Origin of the sequence: Methylophaga muralis, from assembly GCF_001720165.1 — a bacterium.
Lineage (GTDB): Bacteria > Pseudomonadota > Gammaproteobacteria > Nitrosococcales > Methylophagaceae > Methylophaga > Methylophaga muralis.
Genome location: NZ_MCRI01000001.1, coordinates 64,099 through 88,940, shown reverse-complemented (window position 1 = coordinate 88,940; position 24,842 = coordinate 64,099). Strand labels below are relative to the sequence as shown.

23 protein-coding genes are annotated in these 24,842 nt (G+C 44.8%); 19 read left to right on the top strand and 4 right to left on the bottom strand.

Translation table 11 applies throughout. The annotated features are described in order from the left end of the window. Positions 1 to 50: 50 nt before the first annotated feature. From ycaO to A9E74_RS00415, 3 genes are all read right to left on the bottom strand, one after another. The gene (ycaO, locus tag A9E74_RS00425; protein ID WP_069294703.1) at positions 51 to 1,793 is read right to left on the bottom strand and encodes a 30S ribosomal protein S12 methylthiotransferase accessory factor YcaO; all 1,743 of its coding nucleotides are present in this window, start codon (positions 1,791 to 1,793) and stop codon (positions 51 to 53) included. A gap of 148 nt (positions 1,794 to 1,941) precedes the next feature. Then, on the bottom strand, positions 1,942 to 2,142 hold the full coding sequence (locus tag A9E74_RS00420) for a DUF3185 family protein (RefSeq protein WP_069294702.1): 201 nt from the start codon (positions 2,140 to 2,142) through the stop codon (positions 1,942 to 1,944). A gap of 29 nt (positions 2,143 to 2,171) precedes the next feature. Further along, positions 2,172 to 2,606, bottom strand: a complete 435-nt coding sequence (locus A9E74_RS00415; protein WP_069294701.1) for a GlcG/HbpS family heme-binding protein — start codon at positions 2,604 to 2,606, stop codon at positions 2,172 to 2,174. Positions 2,607 to 2,829: 223 nt separating this feature from the next. Here A9E74_RS00415 and A9E74_RS00410 point away from each other — a divergent pair, with 223 nt between their 5' ends. The 12 genes from A9E74_RS00410 (at position 2,830) to A9E74_RS00355 (ending at position 15,344) form a co-directional block, all read left to right on the top strand. Further along, entirely contained in the window at positions 2,830 to 3,141 is a 312-nt protein-coding gene (locus A9E74_RS00410; RefSeq protein ID WP_069294700.1) for a hypothetical protein, read from the top strand. Positions 3,142 to 3,236: 95 nt separating this feature from the next. Next, entirely contained in the window at positions 3,237 to 4,499 is a 1,263-nt protein-coding gene (locus A9E74_RS00405) for an acyltransferase family protein (RefSeq protein WP_069294699.1), read from the top strand. Positions 4,500 to 4,573: 74 nt separating this feature from the next. Then, entirely contained in the window at positions 4,574 to 6,163 is a 1,590-nt protein-coding gene (locus tag A9E74_RS00400) for a glucan biosynthesis protein G (RefSeq protein WP_069294698.1), read from the top strand. A gap of 143 nt (positions 6,164 to 6,306) precedes the next feature. Then, positions 6,307 to 7,647, top strand: a complete 1,341-nt coding sequence (miaB, locus tag A9E74_RS00395; RefSeq protein ID WP_069294926.1) for a tRNA (N6-isopentenyl adenosine(37)-C2)-methylthiotransferase MiaB — start codon at positions 6,307 to 6,309, stop codon at positions 7,645 to 7,647. A 21-nt stretch (positions 7,648 to 7,668) separates the two neighbouring features. After that, positions 7,669 to 8,643, top strand: a complete 975-nt coding sequence (locus A9E74_RS00390; protein WP_069294697.1) for a PhoH family protein — start codon at positions 7,669 to 7,671, stop codon at positions 8,641 to 8,643. Further along, positions 8,640 to 9,104: an rRNA maturation RNase YbeY gene (ybeY, locus tag A9E74_RS00385; protein ID WP_069294696.1), complete on the top strand. Its 465-nt coding sequence runs from the start codon at positions 8,640 to 8,642 to the stop codon at positions 9,102 to 9,104. The genes A9E74_RS00390 and ybeY overlap by 4 nt, the downstream gene beginning before the upstream one ends. Continuing rightward, entirely contained in the window at positions 9,101 to 9,970 is an 870-nt protein-coding gene (locus tag A9E74_RS00380) for a CorC family transporter (protein WP_069294695.1), read from the top strand. Before ybeY ends, A9E74_RS00380 begins: the two co-directional genes overlap by 4 nt. After that, on the top strand, positions 9,970 to 11,481 hold the full coding sequence (lnt, locus tag A9E74_RS00375) for an apolipoprotein N-acyltransferase (protein WP_069294694.1): 1,512 nt from the start codon (positions 9,970 to 9,972) through the stop codon (positions 11,479 to 11,481). The genes A9E74_RS00380 and lnt overlap by 1 nt, the downstream gene beginning before the upstream one ends. Before the next feature lie 6 nt (positions 11,482 to 11,487). After that, the gene (locus A9E74_RS00370; protein ID WP_069294693.1) at positions 11,488 to 12,939 is read left to right on the top strand and encodes a TrkH family potassium uptake protein; all 1,452 of its coding nucleotides are present in this window, start codon (positions 11,488 to 11,490) and stop codon (positions 12,937 to 12,939) included. Further along, positions 12,940 to 13,515 (top strand): class I SAM-dependent methyltransferase, encoded by a 576-nt coding sequence (locus tag A9E74_RS00365; RefSeq protein WP_069294692.1) that lies wholly within the window; start codon positions 12,940 to 12,942, stop codon positions 13,513 to 13,515. Between the two features lie 124 nt (positions 13,516 to 13,639). Beyond that, positions 13,640 to 13,840, top strand: coding sequence for a 50S ribosomal protein L31 (rpmE, locus tag A9E74_RS00360; protein WP_014705308.1), 201 nt, complete (start codon positions 13,640 to 13,642; stop codon positions 13,838 to 13,840). Positions 13,841 to 13,868: 28 nt separating this feature from the next. Next, the gene (locus A9E74_RS00355) at positions 13,869 to 15,344 is read left to right on the top strand and encodes a M48 family metalloprotease (RefSeq protein ID WP_084002782.1); all 1,476 of its coding nucleotides are present in this window, start codon (positions 13,869 to 13,871) and stop codon (positions 15,342 to 15,344) included. Positions 15,345 to 15,631: 287 nt separating this feature from the next. Here the strand turns inward: A9E74_RS00355 and A9E74_RS00350 are convergent, their stop codons facing one another. Next, a complete protein-coding gene (locus A9E74_RS00350; protein ID WP_069294691.1) occupies positions 15,632 to 18,028 on the bottom strand; it encodes a penicillin-binding protein 1A in 2,397 nt (798 codons plus the stop codon). A 188-nt stretch (positions 18,029 to 18,216) separates the two neighbouring features. Here A9E74_RS00350 and A9E74_RS00345 point away from each other — a divergent pair, with 188 nt between their 5' ends. From A9E74_RS00345 to aroB, 7 genes are all read left to right on the top strand, one after another. After that, positions 18,217 to 19,275, top strand: coding sequence for a pilus assembly protein PilM (locus A9E74_RS00345; protein WP_069294690.1), 1,059 nt, complete (start codon positions 18,217 to 18,219; stop codon positions 19,273 to 19,275). Beyond that, positions 19,275 to 19,835: a PilN domain-containing protein gene (locus tag A9E74_RS00340; RefSeq protein WP_069294689.1), complete on the top strand. Its 561-nt coding sequence runs from the start codon at positions 19,275 to 19,277 to the stop codon at positions 19,833 to 19,835. The genes A9E74_RS00345 and A9E74_RS00340 overlap by 1 nt, the downstream gene beginning before the upstream one ends. A 2-nt stretch (positions 19,836 to 19,837) precedes the next feature. Continuing rightward, positions 19,838 to 20,425 (top strand): type IV pilus inner membrane component PilO, encoded by a 588-nt coding sequence (locus A9E74_RS00335; protein ID WP_069294688.1) that lies wholly within the window; start codon positions 19,838 to 19,840, stop codon positions 20,423 to 20,425. Then, entirely contained in the window at positions 20,422 to 20,982 is a 561-nt protein-coding gene (locus A9E74_RS00330) for a pilus assembly protein PilP (RefSeq protein ID WP_069294687.1), read from the top strand. The genes A9E74_RS00335 and A9E74_RS00330 overlap by 4 nt, the downstream gene beginning before the upstream one ends. 53 nt (positions 20,983 to 21,035) lie before the next feature. Then, a complete protein-coding gene (locus A9E74_RS00325) occupies positions 21,036 to 23,138 on the top strand; it encodes a type IV pilus secretin PilQ (protein ID WP_084002780.1) in 2,103 nt (700 codons plus the stop codon). 84 nt (positions 23,139 to 23,222) lie between these two features. After that, positions 23,223 to 23,756: a shikimate kinase AroK gene (gene aroK / locus A9E74_RS00320; RefSeq protein ID WP_069294685.1), complete on the top strand. Its 534-nt coding sequence runs from the start codon at positions 23,223 to 23,225 to the stop codon at positions 23,754 to 23,756. Next, positions 23,756 to 24,841 (top strand): 3-dehydroquinate synthase, encoded by a 1,086-nt coding sequence (gene aroB, locus A9E74_RS00315; RefSeq protein WP_069294684.1) that lies wholly within the window; start codon positions 23,756 to 23,758, stop codon positions 24,839 to 24,841. Before aroK ends, aroB begins: the two co-directional genes overlap by 1 nt. The last annotated feature ends 1 nt before the right edge of the window (position 24,842 follow it).

The window sequence follows — 24,842 nt, the reverse complement described above, 5'->3', positions numbered from 1 at the left end:
ATTTAATCGCTGCAGTGAAAGCTAAATTCAAGAACGTTATTGAGGAAAACCTACTTCCAATTAGTACGCTTGGCATGTTGGAGTTTTTCATAACCAGCCAGTAAGGCATTATGTCTTTCAAAACCTTCCAGGCTGAGGCCGGGGCAATGCAGGTTGTGGAATAGTTTTTTACCTTCAACGATTTGAATGCCATCGTCTACATTTTGTTGGCCGTACATTAATGCCAAGCCTTTAGTGTATTCAGCATAATCGCGTTCATCATCCCATTTGATTTCCAGCAATGCTTTTAAACAACGGTAATGCAGAATGGTTTTTTCGCTGGCCTGATCTAGTGCCAGACACCAGTCAATCCAGTCGATGGCTTCTTCGTCTTCCAGCGCCAGATACAACATGGCTTTCAGTTCGCCGAGACGAATCTCTGCCCATAAGGTACCAGGATCTGCAGCCAGGCCAATAAATGGGGCTACCGGGGTTTGGTCGTTATAACCACCTTCATCCAGACGATCCAGAATATCCTGCCATTGTTCAGCATCGCCATCTTTTAAGGTCAGGAAATCCTCGCGGAACAGGGCACCTTCATTATTGTTTTCCCAAACCAGTTCATCGACAGGGTAAATATCTGACATGCCCGGCACCAGAATTCTACAGGCGTAGACATCCAGGTGATTGTAATCGGCAATGTAGATATCAAAACCCAGGTTATGGATGGTATCGCTGAGGAATTTGAATTCATCGGCGGTGGCATCATCGAAGTCCCAATCGACGAAATCAAAATCAGGCGTTTCGCGGAAAAAATCATTGGAGATATAACCGCTGGAGTCGATAAAGTGCATTTCCAGATTGGCAGGTGAGGCGACTTCATCCAAATCAAAAGTCGGTGGATGAAATACATCCAGCTGGTCCAAACCACGGCCTTGTAATAATTCAGTGACAGTACGTTCCAATGCCACTTCAAAACTGGGATGGGCACCAAACGACGCAAACACCGAACCATCTTTTGGGTTAATTAACGTCACGGACATTACTGGAAACTGACCGCCCAGTGATGCATCAGCTACTCGCAGGTGATAACCGTGATCACGCAACTCTTGTAAGGCTTGTTGAATTTTAGGGAAACGGTTTAACACTTCATCAGGTACTTCCGGCAGGCAAAGTCCTTCGGCAATGATCTTGTTTTTCACATAACGTTCAAATACTTCAGACAAACCCTGAACACGGGCTTCATTCTGGGTGTTACCCGCTGACATGCCATTACTGACATAAATATTGCCAATCACATTGACTGGAATGTAACGGATTTCACCATCACGCAAACGTTGGTAAGGTACTGCACAGATACCGCGTTCGCCATCACCGGAGTTGGTGTCAAATAACATATCCGGCGTCAGTTCATTTTCCGGATCAAAGTATTTCCACAGCGATTCATCCATCAAGCCTTCAGGCATTTCATCGCCATCAATATCAAACCAGCGTTCATGGGGATAATGCACAAATTCGCTGTTGCTGTGATGCTCGCCCAGATAGAAATCAGCAAAGAAGTAATTGCAGCTGAGACGTTCAAAATATTCACCTAACGCGCTGGCCAAGCAGGCTTTTTCGCTGCTGCCTTTGCCGTTGGTAAACATCAAAGGGCAGGTTTTATCGCGGATGTGGACTGAATAAACATTACTGACTGGGTTCAACCAAGAGGCCTCTTCAATATCAAAACCAAACGATTTTAATTTGGCCTGCATAGTGGCGATGCTGGTTTCCAGGTCGCTATCTTTGCCTTTGATGAATGTTTGCTCAGTCATGATTGGATACTCGTTTAGATAAAAAAGCCCCCAGTAATGGGGGCTTTTTCAGTTAGCCTGCTTTGGCTTCACATCTTAACAGCTTTGCGGGTTGTGCTTTTTGCATAATTGCCATTACTCGATTTATGAGTCGAAGGCATCTTAATATTTATTTTTTGCCGAGTGCTAAAAAAGCACCCACTACTACAGCTACAGCGCCACCAATGATGAACCACATAGTTTCATCGGTAAAACGGCCGGTAATCGTTTCAGTGACTTGATCGCCTAAAGACTGTGAAGAATTCCAACCGAATACCAGCAGAATAACGCCAACAACTAACAAGATAATGCCTAAAAGTTTGGTGCTCATATTCTCTCTCCATTAATTATTTTATTTGTTTATGTTCTCCACGGATGTTCCGGTAAATCACATACGCCAATGGTTTCAACACCTGCACGGGCGACTAAATCATCGTTTTCAACCGAGCTACCACTGACGCCTATCGCGCCAGACATAAACCCTTCATCATCGACAATCGGTACACCCCCCGGAAAAGTAATCATGCCATCATTGGAGTGTTCAATGCCATACAATGGTTTTCCTGGTTGGGACAGTTGGCCGATTTCTCCGCTAGGCATGCCGAAATAAACAGCCGTACGGGCTTTTTTGATGGCAATATCGATGCTACCAACCCATGCATCATCCATACGATAGAAGGCTTTGAGTGCACCGCCGGAATCCACCACGGCAATGCACATGCGAGTACCTGTTTCTTCGGCTTTTTTGAGTGCGCCATCGATGGCTTTTTGAGCTGCTTCTGAAGTTACGTGCATGGTTATTTCCTTAATTGTTGCCGGATTAGAACTGCTGAGAGTGAAAATTTCTCAACAGATATATTTGTCATGAAATATGATCATGACAAAGATGATTCGTAACAAACTTACAAAAGTTGTTTAGTCGCATAACTAACGAAACATCCCCACTGTAGAACTCAGAGAAATAAGCGCATTAACCTAGAGCAAATGTATTGGTAGAGAATTGATAAAGGATCGTTATATGAAACTTGTTTTATCTTTACTGACCATGATGTTGGCTGGCTTTATGAGTCCGGCGATAGCTGAAGATCGTCGAGCTATTCAACAGCAACTCGATCAAGCTTGCGAGGCTGTGAGATTGGAAAAGCTGCGACCCATCAGAGAAAGGTATGCCGCGGAGTGTGTCGCTGAGTGGGATCGTAGTCAGGAATATTGCGAGCGCTTTTACAGTGACTATGGGAATCAGGGTGGGGATCAGCCGGTATTATTTTATGATTTGCCAGAGTGTGAAAAAGCCTGGAATTATCGGCAATCTTATCGAAATGCCAATTAAATCCAGATCACTGGAACGACTTGTAAAGTGTTTTATTTGAATGGTTTAAGATGCACTGTCTAATATCTTTTACAACAATTTCTCAAGGACACTGAGTGGAACGAGGTGGTAAGGAACATTTTATAGGTTTGGAATGGCTGCGCTTTTTGCTCGGTCTTTATATTGTTATTTTCCACACGCTGCACACTTATAAACTCAAAGAAAAAGTCCCCTGGTTGATGGATATGGTGGGTGTTGGCTTTTTTGCCACCAGCAGTTTCTTTGTGTTATCCGGTTTTCTATTAGCGCATGTATATTGCAGCAATGGCGAATTACGCGAAGCGGCGACCAGTTTTTGGGCCAAGCGATTTTCTAATTTATACCCGCTGCATATTTTTTCTCTGCTGTTAACCTTCACTGTATTAACCATTATCAGTTATCTGGGAATTCCACCGGATGATGTAAAAGCCACTGTGCGGTTTGTGGTGTATGACACCAATGTGGATTTAGGTGAAGCGGGCCGAGCGTCAATAGAGCATTACATGAGTAATGGGGAGTTATTGCTCAACTCGTTTTTACAAGTGTTTATGTTGCAGGCGTGGAATCCTTTTTACCTGACTTTTAATGCGCCGTTATGGTCGATTTCTACCTTGTTTTTCTTTTATCTGACCTTTCCCTTTGCCGCGCCGTATCTGATGCGGGTAAAGCATAAAGTGTTGTGGATTGCGGCATTAATGTTGGTTTATCTGATCCCGCCTTTATTGGTGATTTGGAATGGCGACTATGGAATGCCGTTTACTGGCATGTTGCATCGAATGCCGATTATTCGTATTCCAGAGTTTTTTGCCGGTATTGTCGGTTATGCCCTTTTTCGCCAGATGCGGGATAGTGGACGAGAGCCTACGCCAGTTATTCGAATGCTGATGATTATGTTTGTTTTGTTGTGCTTTTTCGGAGCAATCTGGCTACTTAAGAGTGAGCGTTACTGGTATTTCTTGCTACATAACGGTTTGCTATTACCTGCCCAACTGATGCTAATTTATTTGTGCGCTTTAGCAGGAACACCACGCAGTGAATGGTTTAATAACTGGTCACGTCGACTTGGTGCGGCATCTTTACCGTTGTTTGTCTTACATGTACCGGCTTTTATCTTATTTTCCCGCTCAGAAAAGATTTTCAATGTGATGTCAGTTGAGTGTTTGCAGGACTGGAAAAGCTGTGCGGTGCAGGCAAGTGAACAAACCTTGTCGATTTGGTTTTATCCATTGTTTCTGTTGCTGACCATTATCTTGTGTATCTGGATGATGGAGCGTGCGGTGGTGCCTACCCGTAAATGGATATTAAAACGTTTGCCATTGATGGCCACAAAACAATCTTGATGTTTTTATGCCAATGCCGGCCTAAATTTATACCTAAGTAATATCCATTTTCAGCTTTGATTTGAGGAAATAACATGTCTTATCCCTTAGCTAATCGCTCAGGTCGCTCGTTAAATTTTATCTCGAATGTAGTCGCAATCAGTTTGTTAGTGCTTTCAACCAGCAGCTTTGGTTTTTCGCTGGATGATGTGGCCGAAAAAGCCCAGGCATTGGTCAAACAGGACTACGTCAAACCGCAAAGCAATCTACCGGTTGAGTTCAGTCAGATGCAATTTGCCGATTACATGAAGATTCAGCCAATCGCTGAAAAATTTCACTGGAATGATCAGCAAACACCATTTCGTTTGGCGTTTTATCATCAAGGTATGCACTTTAAAGTGCCAGTAAAAATTAATGAAATCTTGCCCAATGGCATGACGGAAATTACCTATGATCCTGAGGATTTTGCGTTCGGTGATTTATCGTTTGATAAAGCTACGACGTCGAATCTTGGCTATGCCGGTTTCCGTGTTTTATATCCGATAAACAAAGCGGATAAATATGACGAAATCATGAGTGTTTTAGGTGCGAGTTATTTCCGAGTCATTGGTAAAGATCAAGTTTACGGGTTATCCGGACGCGGAATGAATATTGATACTGCGGTATCCGATGACATCGCCGAAGAGTTTCCGGAGTTTCGTGAGTTTTGGATTCAACATCCACAACCTGGCGAGGAAAATCTGGTGATTTACGCTTTGTTGGATTCACCCAGCGCAACCGGAGCTTATCGTTTTGATTTACAACCTGGCGCCAATACGGTGCTTGATGTTGAAGCCAAAGTGTATTTACGCAAACAGGTTAATGAGTTGGGTCTGGCAACCTTAACCAGTATGTTTTTATATGACGGCCGCCAACCACCTAGCCAGCATAATTTCCGTCCACAAATTCATGATTCAAATGGATTGTCGATCCACGCTGGGAATGGCGAATGGATTTGGCGTCCATTGAATAACCCTGATGGTGTATCAGTCAGTACCTGGCAGGTTGAAAGCCCGAAAGGTTTTGGTTTATTGCAGCGTGGCCGTGAATTTTCAAGGTTTCAGGATCTTGATGATTTATACCATTTACGACCTAGTGCTTGGGTTGAAACCAAAAGTGACTGGGGCAAAGGTCGTATCAAACTGATTGAATATCGCACTGCCGACGAAACCAATGATAATGTTGGTGCCTTCTGGATTCCGGATAACCTTCCAGCGTTTGGTGAACCGCTTGATCTAGCCTACCGAATCCATTGGACCTTGGATGAGCCATCACTGGCGGATCCAAATATTGCCTGGGTTGCACAAACCTTACGTTCAGCTGGCGAAGACAAACAGGCAAACCTGATCCGTGATTTAGATGAAACCATTTTATTGCAGGTGGATTTTCAAGGTCCGGTATTAACCGAGCGCGGTGAATATCAGATGCCTGCAACACAAATTAGTATCAGTGAACATGCTGAAATTTTAAGTAGCCACCTGCGGTATAACCAGGCCACAAAAGGCTGGCGTTTGATTATGCGGACGCGAATTCACGATCCTACTAAGGTGGTTGAAATGCGCGCCGCATTGGTAGATGAAAACCAACAGCCCTTATCTGAAACATGGAGTTATCAGATTCCTGTTGGCTATGCTGTAACCCGCTGAAAAACTAATAGAAGGTTCGGCTAAGCATAGACGAGTGATTTGTTTTACGTTGGCATAATTTTGCGTCAACAAAAACAATCACTTGTCTGTACTCTGCGCGCTAAAAAGCGTATGCTGTGCGCCCTTTATCAATAACTGATTTTATGGCCGGAAAACTTTTTATCAGAACCTTTGGCTGCCAGATGAACGAGTATGACTCGAACAAGATGGCCGAGGTGCTTGCTGCGTCGCATCAACTGGAAACAACCGATATCGCTGAAGAAGCGGATGTGTTGTTGCTCAATACCTGTTCGATCCGTGAAAAAGCCCAGGAAAAAGTCTTTCATCAATTAGGCCGCTGGAAACGCTGGAAAGATAAAAAACCACATCTGGTTATTGGCGTGGGCGGCTGTGTAGCCAGTCAGGAAGGTGAAGCAATCCGTAAACGCGCACCGTATGTCGATCTGATTTTTGGACCACAAACTCTGCATCGTCTGCCCACCATGCTGGACGACGTCAGAAAAAATAATAAACCGGAAATTGATATCTCATTCCCGGAAATCGAAAAGTTCGACAATCTGCCTGCACCGAAAGCCGATGGCCCAACAGCGTTTGTCTCTATCATGGAAGGTTGCAGCAAATACTGCACATTCTGCGTTGTACCGTATACCCGCGGTGAAGAAGTCAGTCGCCCTGTTGGTGCTGTGTTACGTGAGATTCGACAGCTGGCCGCTCAGGGCGTACGTGAAGTAAATCTGTTAGGACAAAACGTTAATTCGTATCGCGGCATTATCGAAGATGATGAAACTGCTGATTTAGCATTGTTGATTCATTATGTCGCAGCAATTGATGGCATTGAGCGTATTCGCTTTACTACTTCACATCCGGTGGAGTTTTCTGATTCGTTAATCGAAGCGTTTGCCGAAATTCCTGAATTAGTTAACCATCTGCATTTACCGGTACAGTCAGGTTCAGATCGCATTCTGGCGATGATGAAACGTGGTCATACCGTCGCGCAATATATTGAGAAAATTGAACGGGTGAAAAAAATTCGCCCTAATCTAAGTCTGTCGAGTGATTTCATTGTCGGTTTTCCCAATGAGACTGACGATGACTTTAATGCCACCATGGCACTGATCAATCAAATCGGTTTTGATCATTCATTCAGCTTTATTTATAGCGCGCGTCCGGGCACACCGGCAGCGATGTTTAATGATTCAGTGTCTGATGAAGAGAAAAAACAACGTCTGCAAATCATGCAAGATCGTTTGCGTGAACTGGAAGATGCAGTGAGTGATGCGATGCTTGGCACCGTACAACGGGTATTGGTAGAGCGTGCTGCACATCGTGATGCAGATGAAATCGCTGGCAGAACGGAAAATAATCGGGTGGTTAATTTCCCCGGTGATATGGCGCTGGTGGGCAAGTTTGTCGATGTGCGAATTACTGAAGCACACACCAATTCCTTGCGAGGAGAACTTCTTGCTGATAGCGTTATCCTCTAACTCCTTTTTGGAATCAAATTTGTGGTCACTCCAACTGTAACAGTTGACACGATAAGCTTTGAATTAAGTCCTTCGGACAACCCCCGTTTAGCCAATCTTTGCGGTCACCTGGATGAACATATCCGGATGATGGAGCGCGGATTTGGTGTTGAAATCAATAACCGAGGTGGCAAATTCCAGATCATTGGTAAGCCGGATATTCTCAGTGAAGTTCAGGATGTGATTCATGCCCTGTATGCCGATACGGCCCAATCTGTTTTAGAACCTGAGCAAGTGCACTTAGCGATTCGTGAATCAGGCGGCACCGAAATTACCGGTTTTGAAGAAGAAAAAGAAGTCACCATCAAAACCAAGCGCGGCCTGATCAAAGCGCGGGGTGAAAATCAACAAGCCTACTTACGTCGGGTGATGACTCATGACATCAACTTTGGTGTGGGTCCAGCCGGTACCGGTAAAACCTATCTAGCGGTTGCCTGTGCAGTAGAAGCGTTGGAACGTGATTTTGCCAGACGTATCGTGTTAGTCAGACCTGCAGTTGAAGCCGGTGAGCGACTCGGTTTTCTGCCGGGTGATTTAGCACAAAAAGTGGATCCGTACTTACGGCCATTGTTTGATGCACTCTATGAAATGCTTGGCTTTGAAAAAGTGGCCAAGTTGATTGAACGAAATGTCATTGAGATTGCACCACTGGCGTATATGCGTGGCCGTACTTTAAATGAATCATTTATCATTCTTGATGAAGCGCAGAACACGACTGTTGAGCAGATGAAAATGTTTCTGACCCGTCTTGGTTATAACTCCACTGCTGTAATTACCGGTGATATTACTCAGGTAGATTTACCGGGCTCAGTACGTTCTGGTTTACGTCATGCAATCGAAGTATTAAAAGATGTTGAAGGTATTGGTTTTACCTTCTTCCAGGCCAAAGACGTGGTCCGTCATTCTTTGGTACAAAAAGTTATCTTGGCTTATGAAAAGGCTGAAACAAAGTCGTGAACGTCATTATTGATTTGCAGCAGGCAACTGATGCAGATGTACCGTCTGAACAACAATTTCAACTCTGGGCCAGTGCTGCACTGGCCGAAGTCAACGAAGACTGTGAATTAAGTATTCGCTTGGTGGACGAGACCGAAAGTGCCGAATTGAATAACGATTATCGCGGCAAAAACTCTCCTACCAATGTTTTATCTTTTCCCTTTGAGTCACCTGTGCCGTTAGAGCCTATGTTATTAGGTGACTTGGTGTTGTGTGTACCGGTGGTGGAACGAGAAGCTACCGAACAAAATAAAGCCATTGATGATCATTGGGCACATTTGATTGTGCATGGTTGTTTACATTTACTTGGCTATGACCACATTGAAGACGATGAAGCCGAATTGATGGAATCATTGGAAATTAGTATTTTACAAAAACTTGCTATCAACAATCCTTATATAGAGCAGAGGGTTACATCATGAGTGAGGGACGACCGAGTCGCTCAGACAGTCCAGTTTCCTGGGTGCGAAAATTAAGTAATTTGTTCCTGGAGCCAAAAGATCAGGAACAGCTGATTGAATTGTTACGCAATGCGTCAGAACGGCATATTTTGGATGCCGAAGCCCTGTCGATTGTTGAAGGCGCTTTGAGCGTCTCACAAATGCAGGCCCGCGACATTATGATTCCGCGGTCTCAAGTGGTTATGGTTTCAAGAGATGCTCCGGCAGAAGAAACCCTCAAACTGGTTACCGAAACAGCCCATTCACGTTTTCCAGTGATTGATGATGATCGTGATGATGTCATTGGTATCCTGCTCGCCAAAGATTTACTGTCCGCAGTTGTTAGTTCTGGTGAATTTAATTTTGATTTACGTGAATTGTTACGACCAGCTGTGTTTATCCCTGAAAGTAAACGTTTAAACGTGTTACTCCGCGAATTTCGCGCCCGTCGCAATCATATGGCAATCGTTGTCGACGAGTATGGTGGTGTGGCCGGCATGATCACCATCGAAAATGTTTTAGAACAAATCGTTGGTGAAATTGAAGACGAGCACGATGTGGACGATGATGCGCCGATTCTGCAACGTGATGAAAACACTTTCACCATTAAAGCATTGACTCCCGTCGAAGACTTTAACGAGTATTTTGAAACAGAGTGGAGTGACGATGATTTTGATACCGTCGGTGGACATGTAGTGAATCAATTCGGTCATTTGCCCGGCCGGGGAGAGCAGGTCACCATTGGTCAGTTTGAGTTTACGGTGTTACGAGCAGATAAACGCCGCGTACATTTATTACGTATGGTGATATTACCCGAAGCAACTGATAGCGAAAGCGAAACAGAATAATGACAATCCCCGGGCATAAAGCTTGGCAAGGTGCGTTTGGTAGTTGGGCAGCATTAGTTGCTGGTGCCATTCTGCCGTTAAGCCTGTCACCTTTTCATTTTTATCCGCTAGCCATAATCAGCCTGCTGATCTTGTTTATGAGTTGGCAGCATGTCACACCAAGACAAGCATTTTGGCGTGGCAGTTTGTTTGGCGCCGGTATGTTCGGCGTTGGCGTTTCCTGGGTCTATGTAGCCATCCATGTGTTTGGCCAGGCGAGTGTTTTTCTCGCAGGGTTACTGACAGCCTTATTTGTGGTTGCCTTGGGTTTAATGATTGGCGGGTTGGGCTGGCTACTCAAACGTCTGACCGGACCATTCTTCTCCAGCAAAGATTTTCTGATTTTACTGCCTATAGGCTGGCTATTATTTGAGTGGTTTAAGGCCTGGTTTTTAACCGGTTTTCCCTGGTTGGAAGTGGGCACCGGACAAATTGAAGGTCCGCTTGCCGGCTTTATTCCGTTAATTGGTGTACATGGCGCATCCTGGTTAGTAGCTCTGACCGCTGGGTGTTTGGCTATCGTTATCAGCCAGCGTAAATGGCCACTAATATTGTTGCCCGTAGTCATTTGGGGCAGTGCTTATACTTTGCAATCTGTTGATTGGACACAACCTACTGGTGAGCCGCTCAAAGCAGCATTGATACAAGGCAATGTGCCGCAGGAAATTAAATGGGATCCGCAACAATTGCGTAATACCTTGCAGCTTTATGCTGATTTGAGTCGTCAGAACTGGGATGCTGACATTATTGTCTGGCCGGAAAATGCGGCAACAGCGTTTTACCATCAAATAGATGAAGGCTATCTTGCTCCCTTGGGGCGCGAAGCTCGTGGGCAAAATACTGATATTATTCTTGGCCTGCCGGTGCTGGATGAAAATGGTGACGATTATTACAACAGCATGGTCAGTCTGACCGAAACACCGGTGTTCTATCACAAACGTCACTTGGTGCCATTTGGTGATTATGTTCCTTTTGAAACGCTGCGTGGATTAATAAAGTTTTTTGATTTACCGATGTCAGCTTTTGTTCCAGGTTCTGTCAATCAACCGCAGATGACGCTTGCCGGACAGCCTGTGGGTATCTCAATTTGTTATGAAGATGCATTTTCCTCAGAGGTCCTCGATACCGTGCCGGTGGCAACGATGCTGATCAATGCTACCAATAATGCCTGGTATGGCGATTCGTTTGCCCCGCACCAGCATTTACAGATCTCGCGTAGTCGAGGACTGGAAACCGGCAGACCGATTTTACGGGTCACTACCAATGGTATTTCAGCGTTTATTGACTACAAGGGTAAAATCCAGAATCAAAGTCCTCAATTCGAACAAGCTGTGCTGACTGGGGAAATTCAACCACGAGATGGCAGCACTCCGTATGTTCGTTGGGGACAATGGCCATTGTTGATTAGTACTTTGTTGTTACTGGCCCTATGGGCGTATTATCTTCAACTTCACCGCCGTTTAGACCAATAATCTACTATGCAATTAATGACCATCCAGCGCATTCTGGGCATCTTGCTGAGTTTATTCAGTATTACCATGCTGCCACCTGTGCTGGTTTCCTGGTGGTTTGATGATGGTGCTGCAACAGCGTTTTTGACTGCGTTTGTCATCCTGGTTAGCGTTGGTTTGTTGTTATGGCTTCCTGCCAGAAAACATCGGAAAGAATTGAAGATCCGTGATGGTTTTATCGTCGTGGTGATGTTCTGGATTGCCTTGGGTTTTTCCGGGGCTTTGCCGTTTTATCTGACTGAATCACCACAGATGAGCATTACCGATGCGGTATTTGAGTCGATGTCGGGTTTAACCACGACCGGTGCCACGGTATTAGTCGGTTTGGATACGCTGCCGCAGGCTGTATTATTTTATCGACAGTTTCTGCAATGGTTAGGTGGTATGGGGATCGTGGTTTTAGCCGTGGCCATTCTGCCTTTATTAGGTGTTGGTGGTATGCAGCTGTATCGGGCGGAAACCCCTGGACCGATGAAAGATGCCAAATTAACCCCACGTATTACCGAAACCGCGAAAGCACTCTGGTATATCTATTTAAGTTTAACCGTTGCCTGTGCCATTGCTTATCGCTGGGCCGGAATGACTTGGTTTGATGCTATCGGACATAGTTTCTCTACTGTCGCTATCGGCGGTTTTTCCACACACGATGCCAGCATGGGCTTCTTTAACAGCGCGACTATTGAGATGATTGCGGTGGCATTTATGCTGATTTCGGCGATGAACTTTTCATTACATTTTCTAGCCTGGCGGCATCGTAGTTTGATGCATTATTTGCGTGATTCCGAGTTGAAAGTGTTTCTAAGCATTATGTTTATCATCTCGCTGATCACAAGCGTTTATCTATATTTTACCGGCACTTTTGATGATGGTTGGACCTCAGCTCATCACGGTATTTTTCAGGCTGTTTCAATCGGAACAACAGCCGGTTTTACCACGACAGACTATTATTTATGGCCGGGTTTTCTGCCAATATTATTGTTAATGACCAGCTATATCGGCGGCTGTGCTTTCTCGACCGGTGGTGGTATCAAGGTTATTCGAGCCATGTTGTTGTTCAAACAAGGCTATCGTGAAGTTTTACGTTTGATTCATCCCAATGCGGTATTTGCCATTAAGGTCAATGGTAAAGCGCTACCATCAAAAGTGGTTGGTGCCGTATGGGGTTTCTTTGCCTTATACGTGTTCTGTTTCAGCATCATGCATTTAATGCTGATGGCGACAGGTCTTGACGTGGTAACTTCTTTTTCTGCTGTTACGGCTTGCTTGAATAATTTGGGGCCAGGCCTTGGGGATGTTGGAGCGAATTTTGGGCAGATCAATGACACGTCAAAATGGATATTATGTGTTGCCATGTTGTTAGGCCGTCTGGAAATCTTCACCTTGTTAGTGGTGCTGACACCAGCATTCTGGCGTCGCTAAATGAGCGATATTCAAAATAAATGGGATGAACGCTACCGAGAAGCGGTAGTTAATTATCCAGAACCTGCATTAGTCTTAGAGCAAAATCAGCATTTATTACCCAAACATGGTCATGCTCTAGATCTCGCCTGTGGTTTGGGGGCAAATGCGCTATTGTTGGCCAAACATGGTTTACAAACCCAAGCCTGGGATATCAGCGGTGAGGCACTAACAAAACTAGCAGTCGAAGCAAAACGCCGTCAGCTGGATGTGCTGACCGAAAAGCGAGATGTGTCTGCTGCACCACCGGCAAAAAACAGGTTTGATGTAATTGTAGTCAGTCATTTTCTGGATCGTGTTTTGTGTGCACAACTTGTTGACGCATTAAAACCTAACGGTTTGGTGTTTTATCAGACCTTTTGTCGCAACAAAGTGGAAAACAAAGGCCCGCAAAATCCTGAATTTTTACTGGCTGATAATGAACTGTTGCATTTATTTGCTGGTCTCAAAATCAGAGCGTATCGTGAAGAGAATTTGCTGGGAGACATTACCCAAGGCTGGCGTAATCAGGCCCTGTTAGTGGCTCAAAAGTCTTAATAAAAATAAATACTTATTTAAGGCTTGCTGAAACGATGGCTGATCAGTAGAATTACGCGGTTCAGAAAGGGCAAACGTATTTTGTATGTTTGTCAGGCAAACATTATTATTGGCGAGAACAGATATGAAAGCGGATATCCATCCAGATTATAGCGAAATCAATGTTACCTGCAGCTGCGGTAACAGCTTCAAAACCCGTTCAACACGCGGCAATGACCTGACGCTGGATGTATGCTCAGAATGTCACCCGTTCTACACCGGCAAACAAAAAATGCTTGATAGCGCCGGTCGTGTTGATAAATTCCGTCAAAAATACGGAAAGTAAACTTCCGGGCAATAAGCCGAAGTTACTAATGAACACCATTAAAGCTACATACCAAAGCCTCTGTCGATTGACAGGGGCTTTGTTGTTTTTGGGATTTGTTACGGGTTGTGCGCAAAATCCAGTAACTGGCGGGCAAGACTTTGTGATGTTCAGTGAAAGCAAAGAGCTGGAGATGGGCCGTACTTATCATCCGCAGATCGTCAAAGAATACGGTCTGTATGAAGATGAAGCACTGCAAAGATATGTGCAGGAAGTAGGGCAAAGACTTGCTGTAGTCAGTCATCGTGATGATCTGGTTTATCGATTCACCGTGCTGGATTCGCCGGTTATCAATGCTTTTGCCTTACCTGGCGGCTATATCTATATCACCCGCGGCTTAATGTCTTATCTTAATTCCGAGGCTGAACTGGCCGCCGTTCTAGGGCATGAGATTGGCCATGTTACTGCAAGACACGGCGTCCGTCAGCAAAGTGCTGCTCAAGCGGCTAATCTAGGTTACACACTTGGTGCAATCCTGGTGCCGGGAATGCGTACTGCTGGCGCGCAGGACTTATTTAATATGTTCGGTGGCGCTTTGCTTAGTGGTTATGGTCGAGAACACGAATTAGAGTCGGATCGACTTGGTGCAGAATATCTGGCCCGTTCGGGCTATAACCCTCAGGCTATGATTAATGTGATCGGGGTGTTAAAAGATCAGGCTACCTTTGCTGAAGCAGAAGCTAAAAAGCAAGGACAGGACTACCAGGGTTATCACGGCCTGTTTGCCTCTCACCCGGACAACGATACGCGTTTGCAGGAAGTAGTTAAGGCGGCAGATCGTTATAAAACTTCTGCTCAGGGTGAAGAAGGTGTTGAGCGTTACCTGCAGCGGATTGACGGCATGGTGTTTGGCGATAGCGAGTCCCAGGGAATTCGGTCAGGCAGAAACTTTTATCATGGTGATATGCAGTTTGCTTTGAGCTTTCCAGTTAATTGGCATATCCAAAATAATCCAACCAGTTTGCGTGCGGTGGCTCCACAAGGTTTAGCGATTATTGAGATGGGTGTTTCCGATCTTAATCGTAAACAGACACCGGCGGAATTCATCCGTGACCGACTGAATATTAAAGATCTGAAGAGTGGTGAAGCGATTACCAGTCATGGCCTGCAGGGTTATACCGGTATTGCAGTGGCAGAAGGCAAAAATGTTCGTGTTGCGGTTTTATATCTGCGTGAGCAAGCCTTTATTTTCATCGCCACCACCAAAGCGGCTGGAGATTTTAGTAAGTTTGATGCCAGTTTCCGTGAAACAGTGATGAGCTTTCATGCCTTGCGAGATGACGAAAAACACTTAGCCAAAGCACAGCGTATAGAAGTCGTTAAGGTGGGAAATAATGATAGCTATGCAAACTGGGCGGCCACTACCCGGATCAGTAATAGTCCAATCCAACAATTGCGATTATTAAATGGTCATTATCCAAATGGTGAGTTGAAGCCGGGGCAAATGGCTAAACGTATTCGCTAGTTCAACATTGGTTGCTTTTAAGCTCCCAGAATGCATACAGTTAAAGCTTGATATTCCCCAACAAATACATTGCGAACATTTAGACAGTTGTCTTCACATTGCTGAGTTGAAACTCGCTTGATTGGAGCCAGTTATTCTCATAGTTAAGACCAGTTTATCTTCGCAAATGGTCTCATTGAATTCACTCAGGTTCATTTTTCAAGCAGATAGGCTAGGGCCTTTGAAATGTGAACAGTTAACCAGCTGATTTTCTTCCGGCAGGATGTTGCCGGAAGAAGGTAGGTTTGTCAGAACAAATCAATAAGTGAATCATCCTGGTCAGGTGTGGAACTGCTTCCACCGCGCATCGCAGGCACATTGTCCTTGTGAAAGGTTTCGTAGATGGCATCCGAATCCCCTGGACGAGCCAGTAATCCTGTTTGTGGATCAATCCGAACGGTCACCATATCTACGGGTTGCTCGAAAGCGTGTTGAGGCATATCAGCAAGAGCCACTCGCATAAAATCAATCCACATTGGTAATGCAGCGCGGCCACCAGTTTCGTATCGTCCCAATGTGCGAGGGTTGTCAAAACCCACCCAACCGACAGCGACTAAATCCGGGGTATAACCATTAAACCAAGCATCAAGTTGATCATTGGTCGTACCGGTTTTACCTGCCAAATCGTTTCGATTCAGGCTAAGTGCCTGCCTGCCGGTGCCGAATTTCACCACATCTCGCAACATGCTGTTAACAATGAATGCATTTTGCGGTGTGATGACTTGTTTGGCAGGATAGAAACCTAACAGTTCAGCCTGCATTAAAGCTTCTTCTTCGGATATTGCTTCAGTTGGAACAGCGCAGTTGTCACACACTTTGTGTGGTTTGGTCTGCATTATTACCTCACCCGCGGAGTTTTCTATACGGGAGATAATATAAGGATTCACCAAATGACCGCCATTTGCCAAAGTCGCATATGCACGAGCCATGTCTAACGGTGCAGCATTACCACTACCTAAGGCAACCGAAAGATTGGCCGGAACCTGCTCTGGTGTAAAACCAAAACGTTGCACGTAATCTACGGTGTAGGCAATGCCGATATCTCTAAGCAGACGAATTGAAACTAAGTTTCGCGAGTGAGTGAGTGCTTCCCTCAAGCGGGTTGGGCCGAAAAAACGACCACTATAATTTTCTGGGCGCCAGACATTTTCAAGCCCAGGATCATCAAATACCACTGGCGCATCGTTTACAACCGTTGCCGCGGTGTAGCCTTTCTCCAATGCAGCCGAATACACAAAGGGTTTAAAGCCGGAACCAGGCTGTCGTTTGGATTGGGTGACCCGATTAAATTTGCTGTGAAAGTAATCAAATCCACCTTGCAGTGAAGTAATGGCCCCATCCTCTGATGCTAGCGATACTAAAGCAGCTTGAGCTTCAGGAATTTGGGCCAATTGCCATGAATCTTCTTCTAAGGCGCGAAGATACACAATATCGCCAACTGCCAATACATCAGAGATAGTCTGCGGTCTTGGGCCCATGCTATTGGCACTCAATTGCGGTTGTGCCCAACTGACGGCTGAAAAAGGGAGTTCAATTTGGCCCAAGCGTTTTACAAATACCTGTGCAACATTATTTTCGATACTCAGTACCAAGGCGGGGCTGATAGAGCCAATTATTGAATAATCTTTCAGATGAAGTTCCGAGGCTGCTAAATCCGGTAATTCACTTAGATCAACCTTGGCAACGGCGCCTCGGTAGCCATGGCGTTTGTCATAGGCCAGAAGAGCATCCTGCAAAGCTTTTGTTGATGCTTGCTGATGTTTGGCTTTAATAGTTGTAAATACTCGCATGCCGTTTTCATAGGCTAGTTCGCCATATTCATCAACTATATATGTCCGTACCATTTCAGCAACATACGGGGCATAAACTTCAATTTCACGTCCATGATAGCGGGCACTCACTTCTTCTTTAAGTGCTTCCTGATATTCGGCCTGTGTTATATAGCCGACATCCAGCATTCTTCTCAGTACATAATTCCGCCGATTTAATGCTCTTTCAGGAGAGGTGATCGGATTGGTGGTGGAAGGAGCTTTGGGAAGACCGGCGAGCATGGCCATTTGAGCCAGTGTTAAATCTTCAAGTCTTTTGCCGTAATAAACATCGGCAGCTGCGCCAACTCCATATGAGCGGTGACCCAAGAAGATTTTATTAAGGTATAGAGCGAGGATTTCTTCCTTAGATAAAGTGTTTTCTATTTCAAGCGACAAAATAATTTCATTGATTTTGCGCAAATAGGTTTTTTCGTTACTTAAGAAGAAATTACGTGCTACCTGCATGGTGATTGTACTGCCACCTTGCGCTTTTTCACCGGTAAGCGCTAACGAATAAGCGGCTCGGATCAGGCCTTGATAATCCACTCCAGGATGCTGGAAAAAACGATCATCCTCTGCAGCCAGAAAGGCTTCGATAAGTTTGTACGGAATTTCATCGTAAGTGACTGGTATGCGACGTTTTTCGCCGAACTCAGCCATCAACAAGCCTTCCTCACTAAATACACGTAAAGGAATTTGTAATTGCACCGTGCGCAGTGATTCAGCACTAGGGAGTTTAGGTGACAGAAATAGATAGGCTACAGCGATAAACAGCAGACCAGCTATCAGAAGGGTAAAGCCCCATATTAAAAGGCGTGACACAAGTCGCGACATTGGATTATTTCGTTCGCAAAAAATAAAACCGTAGAGTATATATAAACGTCGTAATAATGCCAGTTAATGACTTTTCGGGAAAATGTCACACTTTTAGTTGTTGACATCCTAGTAATAGTTAATAAACTACTTTAACTTACAAAGGTAAGTGTACTTCACACATCATTTCGATGGAATTGGGGCGATGCATGTTTGGACCTAAAAAATCCCCGTTACTAGGGATAGATATCAGCTCTTCGGTGGTGAAGCTGTTGGAGCTAAATAAACGCGGGGATCGTTACACCGTAGAATCCTATGCCGTCGAACCATTACCTGTAAATGCTGTGGTGGAAGGCCGTATTGAGAATAGTGATGAAGTCGCCGGTGCCATAAAGCGAGCAGTTAAACGCTCGGGTACCAAATCCAAAGATGCGGCTGTTGCCGTCTCAGCCAACTCAGCAATCACCAAAGTGGTTTCCTTTCCTGCATCCATTTCAGAACGCGATATGGAAGAGAATGTGATGTTGGAAGCAGAAAATTATATTCCTTATCCGCTTGATGAAGTACGCCTTGATTTTGAGGTTTTAGGTCCTTCTGCCGCTGATGCTGATGCGGTTGATGTCTTACTGGCAGCCTCACGCCGTGAAAATGTTGATGCCCGAACCACAGTGCTGGAAAAAGCCGGGTTGAAGCCACGCCTGGTCGATGTTGAGGCTTATACAGTCGAAAATGCTTTTTCATTGATTGCCAGACAATTGCCCAATCAAGGTAATGGCTTAACGGTTGCTGTTGCAGATGTGGGTGCGAATGTCACCACCTTACACGTACTGGTTAATGGCAAAATTGTATTTACCCGTGAACAAACGTTTGGCGGCAGAATGCTTACGGAAGATATCGAGCGTTATTACGGGATGTCTTATCAAGAAGCCGGTCGTGCCAAAAAAGATGGCAGTTTGCCTGATGATTATCTCCCCAAAGTGCTTGAGCCGTTTAAACGATCGATGGCGGTTACCATCACTCGAGCACTGCAATTTTTCTTTTCCGCTTCAAGTCAATATCAGTCAATCGACCACATCATAATTGCTGGTGGTTGTGCATCAATAGATGGTGTTGATCAGATTGTCGAGGCTGAAACTGGCACATCTACATCGGTAGCGAACCCTTTTACCGATATGGCTTTAGGCTCCAGAGTTAAAGTCCAGGCTTTGAGTAATGATGCCCCGTCAATGATGATTGCTTGTGGGTTGGCCATGAGGAGCTTTGACTAATGGCACATATTAATCTTCTGCCATGGCGTGAAGAAAAGCGCCAGGAACGGCAAAAACAATTTTATATCGCAATGGGACTAACCCTAGGGTTTGCCATATTGGTTTTTTACTTTTTTACCAGCTATATGAACGGGCTCCTGAATGAGCAAACGCAACGTAATAGCTTCCTGCAACAAGAAATTAGCAAATTAGATATTCAAATCAGAGAAATTCAAGAACTGGAGAAACAACGCGATCAGCTGCTTGCTAGGATGCAAGTCATTCAAGATTTGCAGCAGAGTCGTCCGAAAGTTGTAAAAGTGTTTGATTCCCTAGTTAAAACGGTTCCTGAAGGAATTCATCTTCAAGTTTTAACCCGAGAGGGCGATAAGTTAATTGTGCAAGGTGTGGCGCAAACTAACGCCAGGGTATCGGTATTGATGAATCAACTTGATAAAGATCCGGAATTCACAGAGTCAAAACTCCGTATTGTGCAACGGACATCGTCTCGTGATGATGCCATCCGCCAATTCACCGTAGAAGTGAATGAATCCAAAGCCAGCACGGATGAGGAGCAATAGTCATGGATATACCTTCAATCAATGATATTGACTTCAATGAAAGCGGTGAATGGCCGCTGATAGGCAAAATTGTTGCAGCGATATTGATTTGTGCGGTGATTTGGGGCGCTGGATATTATTTTTTAATCAAAGACAAACGTAGTCAACTAGCGCGGCTGGAACAAACCGAAACTGAATTACGCATGAGCTTTGAAGTAAAACAGAGCAAAGCTGTCAATCTGGAAGCTTACAAAGAGCAAATGAAAGAAATGGAAGTATCGTTCGCTTCCATGTTGCAACAATTACCGAGAAAAAGTGAAGTGGCCGATTTACTGGTCGATATTTCACGCACTGGATTAGTTAACGGTTTGGAATTTGAATTATTTAAACCGGAAGAAGAGCGACCAATAGATTTCTATATTGAATTGCCAATTACCATGCGCGTGACTGGCTCGTATCATCAATTTGCCGAGTTTGTCAGCGGGATTGCTGCCTTACCACGAATTGTGACCTTACATAATTTCAAAATGGGGCCTTTGACGACCAGTGGCAATATGACGATGGATGTTACCGCCAAGACATATCGTTACTTTGATGAGCAAGGGAAATGATGCTGGTGATGAACTTTAATCTGACAATACAATCATTCATCGGTCGACTGTTACTGCTTTCACTGGCGTTAGTACTGACGGCCTGTGATTCAAAAAAAGATAACCTGCAAAATTATGTCGAAGAAGTTAAAGCACGCCAACAAGTAGATATTCCACCGATCCCGGTAATGAAACCATATGAGAAGTTCAGCTACTCGGCAGCTGGCTTACGTGATCCTTTTGTTCCAACCGTGATTGATGTTCCAGAACCTGAGCCTGAACAAGAAGTCCAGGGCGGTGGTGTTCAACCGAATGAAAATCGGATGAAAGAATTATTGGAAAGTTATTCGCTGTCTGATTTGCAATATGTCGGCACGCTGGAGCAAGAAAGTATTTGGGCACTGATTCGGGCACCCGATAGCACGATACATCGAGTTCAAATTGGCAATTACATGGGCATGAACCATGGTCAGATTGTCGAAATCAGTGAAACCTATATGACACTAAAAGAAATCGTAGCTGAAGGGAATGGCTATAACGAACGTGAAACGACAGTACCCGTCGTTGAGATAAATTAAAGGCCAGGATAATGATGAGTAAATACGCAATAAAATTCACACGGCGGCAAGTCATGGCACCCACAGACAAAACAATATTTGAACGGTGGCGGTCGAGCTTGGGTATGCTCTCATTATTGATAGTCAGTGGGTTTGCCTCAGCAAATGAATTACAGTCACTGGATTATTCAACCCTCTCCGGTAATAAAGGACTCATCACCCTGACGTTTTCTGAAGCTGTTGAGGCTCCTGAGAGTTTTGCTACTGATGAGCCGGCTCGAATTGTGCTCGACTTTCGAGGTGTCAGTAATAAATTAAGCGAAACAACGAAACAAATTAACAGCGGACAGACTCGTAGCATTGCTACCGTTGAAGCGGGTGAACGTACTCGCATGGTGATTAACCTGTTACGCAAACTGCCTTATCAAGTCGAGGTGGAAGGTAATGTGGTCAAAGTCATGTTGAATGACAATACTTCCGTTGCAAGTGCCCGCACTGGTTCAGCAGCTTCTGCCCCACAAACTGGCAATGCTGTTACGGACATTGATTTTCGCCGAGGAGAGCAGGGTGAAGCCAGACTGATGGTTGCTTTGCAAAATGAAAACACCTCTTTAGAAGTGCGTCGTGAACGTGGCGATTTAGTGGTCGACTTACCTGGTGTCAATTTGCCTGGCAAGTTGCAGCGTCGTTTGGATGTCATAGATTTTGCAACCCCCGTTCATTTAATTGACAGCATTCAAACCCCGGAAGGTACGCGATTAGTGTTGACCACTACCGGTAAATTCGAACATCTGGCATATCAGTCTGGCGATATGCTGGTTGTTGAAGTAAAACCAGTTGCAGAGCAAAGCTTAGCGGATACTGAGAGCGAGTTTGGTTTTGAAGGTGAAAAGCTCTCGTTAAATTTCCAAAATATTGAGGTTAGAGCGGTATTACAGTTACTGGCTGATTTTAATGGCATGAATCTCGTCACCAGTGACACGGTAACAGGCAATTTAACCTTACGTTTGAAAAATGTGCCTTGGGATCAAGCTCTGGATATCATCCTGAAAACTAAAGGTTTAGGGATGCGTCAGAATGGCAATGTGATGTTAATTGCACCAGCTGCGGAGATTGCAGCTCGTGAAAAACAGGAACTTGAAGCCAGAAAGCAATTAGTAGAACTGGAACCGCTTTATTCAGAAATATTTGAAGTCAACTTTGCTAAAGCAACTGAAATGGCGGCGATTTTAACCACTACTCAGGGACAAACTAGTGCAGGTGGCAGTGCCGGTGGTTTTCTGTCGAATCGTGGTAGCGTGGTGGTGGATCAACGGACCAATTCATTATTGCTGCGAGATACTGCAACAAACTTGGCCGATGTACGCAAATTGATTGAAAAACTCGATATTCCGGTACGTCAGGTGTTAATTGAGTCGCGAATTGTTATTGCGAATAATGATTTTGCCAAAGAGTTGGGTGTGCGTTTTGGGACTTCTGCACGAAGCGGCACTCTGGGTGCAGGTACGTCAGGCTCACTTGAAGGCCTGCAGGTTCCTGCCACCAATAACAACTCAGTAGTGCCAACGAATTCTACTGGTATACGAGGCCAGGATTTGAATGTGAATTTACCAGCCTCCAATCCTGCCGGTACCTTTGCTCTGGCCTTGGCTAAATTGCCTTTAGGTGCTGTATTGGAATTAGAATTGTCCGCGATGCAGGAAGAAGGTAAAGGTGAGATTGTCTCTAGCCCGCGAGTCATTACCTCTAATCAAAAACAGGCGACCATTGAACAAGGTACCGAAATTCCTTATCAAGAAGCTTCATCAAGTGGTGCCACATCGGTTTCATTTAAAGAAGCATTGTTAAAGTTGGATGTAACGCCACAGATAACTCCAGATGATCGCATTGTGATGGATCTGGAAGTTAATAAGGATGAAGTGGGTGCTATTTTCCTTGGGGTCCCGAGTATTGATACTCGAAGTGTTCGTACACAGGTATTGGTGGACAATGGCGAAACGGTTGTACTTGGGGGTATTTATGAACAAACCTCAACTCAATCTTCAACACGTGTCCCATTTTTTGGTGACTTACCGTATGTCGGTTTCTTATTCAAAACGGATTTGAATGAAAATCGTCAACGTGAGTTGCTGGTTTTTGTGACGCCAAAAATTATTAAGGAAGGTATGGATTATTAAATCCAGCTTTTTCAGTTAAGATAAAAAACCGGATCTACTACGATCCGGTTTTTTTTCACGATAAACAGTTGAGTCATTAGTCGCGTGATTTCAGGTAATATATTTCTGGTGGGACCGATGGGGTCTGGAAAGTCGACCATTGGTCGACAGCTTGCTAAGAAGCTGCACCTCAAGTTTTATGATAGCGATCGTGAGATTGAAAAACGCACAGGCGTGTCTATTTCCTGGATTTTTGAAATGGAAGGTGAGGCGGGTTTCAGAGAACGTGAACAAAAAATCATTGCTGAACTCACCGCTATGGAAAATATAGTGCTGGCAACGGGGGGGGGAGCTGTACTTGCTGAAGAAAACCGGCGTAATCTGAAACGCGGTAAGGTTGTTTATCTGGCTGCTTCGGCAGAGCAACTTTTCCGGCGCACCTCACGAGATACTAGTCGGCCCCTTTTGCAAGTAGGCGACCGTCGCCAGCAAATTAAGCTGTTAATGGCACAACGTGACCCTTTATATCGTGAAGTAGCTGATGTGGTTCTACAAACCGGTGATCAGTCTGTTACGCGAACCGTAAATGCAGTGATAAAACAGCTGCAGCAATTAAAAACAAAAGATAACGAATTATGATGAATACACTTCAAGTTGCGCTCGGTGAACGCAGTTATCCTATATACATTGGCGAAGATTTGCTTGCCGAAAGCAGCTTATTTAGTACGCATATCCGAGGCAAAGAAGTATTGATCGTCACTAATGAAACAGTGGCGCCGTTGTACTTGGATGTCGTGAAAACGGCTTTAATTGATTATCGTGTTGAAGTGGCCATATTACCGGACGGTGAACAATACAAAACGCTGGCAGTTATGCAGCAAATTTTTGATCGTTTATTGGAAGCACGTTTGTCCCGTCAGGTGACAATCATAGCGTTGGGAGGCGGTGTTATTGGTGATATGGCAGGCTTTGCCGCAGCATGTTATCAACGTGGGGTGCCGTTTATTCAGGTTCCCACTACATTGCTTTCGCAAGTAGATTCCTCTGTCGGCGGTAAAACGGCAGTAAATCATCCGCTTGGCAAAAATATGATTGGCGCGTTTTATCAGCCGCAGTGCGTGCTGGCTGATACCGCCACATTAAATACTTTGGATGATCGGCAGTTTTCTTCCGGCTTAGCTGAAGTCATTAAATATGGTTTGATTAATGACAGCGAGTTTTTTAACTGGCTGGAACAGAATATGTCATTGCTGATAGCGCGAGATCCGGCTGCACTAGCACAAGCGATTGCGCGATCCTGTCAGGATAAAGCCACGATAGTGGCCGATGATGAACGCGAGCAAGGCGTACGGGCTTTATTAAACCTTGGACACACTTTTGGTCATGCTATTGAGACCGGATGTGGTTATGGACACTGTCTGCATGGTGAAGCCATTGCAATTGGTATGGTGATGGCCGCAGATTTATCCCAACGCATGGGATGGCTCAGTGAAGATAAAGTCACTCGAATTCGGGAAATTATGCTTGCGGCTAATTTACCGGTCGCAGTTCCAGGAAATTTAACTTCGGCAGACTTTATGGACTTGATGTCAGTCGATAAAAAAGTTCAGGATGGACTGATTCGTCTAGTATTGCTGCGCGACATTGGTCAGGCGGTTATTTCCGATGATTATGATGCACCGGCTCTGGCCGAAACCCTGGCAAAATTTACTGCTGGATATTGAG

What these genes read in the sequence shown, in the direction of transcription:
- ycaO (WP_069294703.1), bottom strand. Translation starts at nt 1,793, where the DNA reads ATGACTGAGCAAACATTCATCAAAGGCAAAGATAGCGACCTGGAAACC.
- A9E74_RS00420 (WP_069294702.1), bottom strand. Translation starts at nt 2,142, where the DNA reads ATGAGCACCAAACTTTTAGGCATTATCTTGTTAGTTGTTGGCGTTATT.
- A9E74_RS00415 (WP_069294701.1), bottom strand. Translation starts at nt 2,606, where the DNA reads ATGCACGTAACTTCAGAAGCAGCTCAAAAAGCCATCGATGGCGCACTC.
- A9E74_RS00410 (WP_069294700.1), top strand. Translation starts at nt 2,830, where the DNA reads ATGAAACTTGTTTTATCTTTACTGACCATGATGTTGGCTGGCTTTATG.
- A9E74_RS00400 (WP_069294698.1), top strand. Translation starts at nt 4,574, where the DNA reads ATGTCTTATCCCTTAGCTAATCGCTCAGGTCGCTCGTTAAATTTTATC.
- miaB (WP_069294926.1), top strand. Translation starts at nt 6,307, where the DNA reads ATGGCCGGAAAACTTTTTATCAGAACCTTTGGCTGCCAGATGAACGAG.
- A9E74_RS00380 (WP_069294695.1), top strand. Translation starts at nt 9,101, where the DNA reads ATGAGTGAGGGACGACCGAGTCGCTCAGACAGTCCAGTTTCCTGGGTG.
- lnt (WP_069294694.1), top strand. Translation starts at nt 9,970, where the DNA reads ATGACAATCCCCGGGCATAAAGCTTGGCAAGGTGCGTTTGGTAGTTGG.
- A9E74_RS00370 (WP_069294693.1), top strand. Translation starts at nt 11,488, where the DNA reads ATGCAATTAATGACCATCCAGCGCATTCTGGGCATCTTGCTGAGTTTA.
- A9E74_RS00365 (WP_069294692.1), top strand. Translation starts at nt 12,940, where the DNA reads ATGAGCGATATTCAAAATAAATGGGATGAACGCTACCGAGAAGCGGTA.
- rpmE (WP_014705308.1), top strand. Translation starts at nt 13,640, where the DNA reads ATGAAAGCGGATATCCATCCAGATTATAGCGAAATCAATGTTACCTGC.
- A9E74_RS00355 (WP_084002782.1), top strand. Translation starts at nt 13,869, where the DNA reads ATGAACACCATTAAAGCTACATACCAAAGCCTCTGTCGATTGACAGGG.
- A9E74_RS00350 (WP_069294691.1), bottom strand. Translation starts at nt 18,028, where the DNA reads ATGTCGCGACTTGTGTCACGCCTTTTAATATGGGGCTTTACCCTTCTG.
- A9E74_RS00345 (WP_069294690.1), top strand. Translation starts at nt 18,217, where the DNA reads ATGTTTGGACCTAAAAAATCCCCGTTACTAGGGATAGATATCAGCTCT.
- A9E74_RS00340 (WP_069294689.1), top strand. Translation starts at nt 19,275, where the DNA reads ATGGCACATATTAATCTTCTGCCATGGCGTGAAGAAAAGCGCCAGGAA.
- A9E74_RS00335 (WP_069294688.1), top strand. Translation starts at nt 19,838, where the DNA reads ATGGATATACCTTCAATCAATGATATTGACTTCAATGAAAGCGGTGAA.
- A9E74_RS00330 (WP_069294687.1), top strand. Translation starts at nt 20,422, where the DNA reads ATGATGCTGGTGATGAACTTTAATCTGACAATACAATCATTCATCGGT.
- A9E74_RS00325 (WP_084002780.1), top strand. Translation starts at nt 21,036, where the DNA reads ATGGCACCCACAGACAAAACAATATTTGAACGGTGGCGGTCGAGCTTG.
- aroB (WP_069294684.1), top strand. Translation starts at nt 23,756, where the DNA reads ATGAATACACTTCAAGTTGCGCTCGGTGAACGCAGTTATCCTATATAC.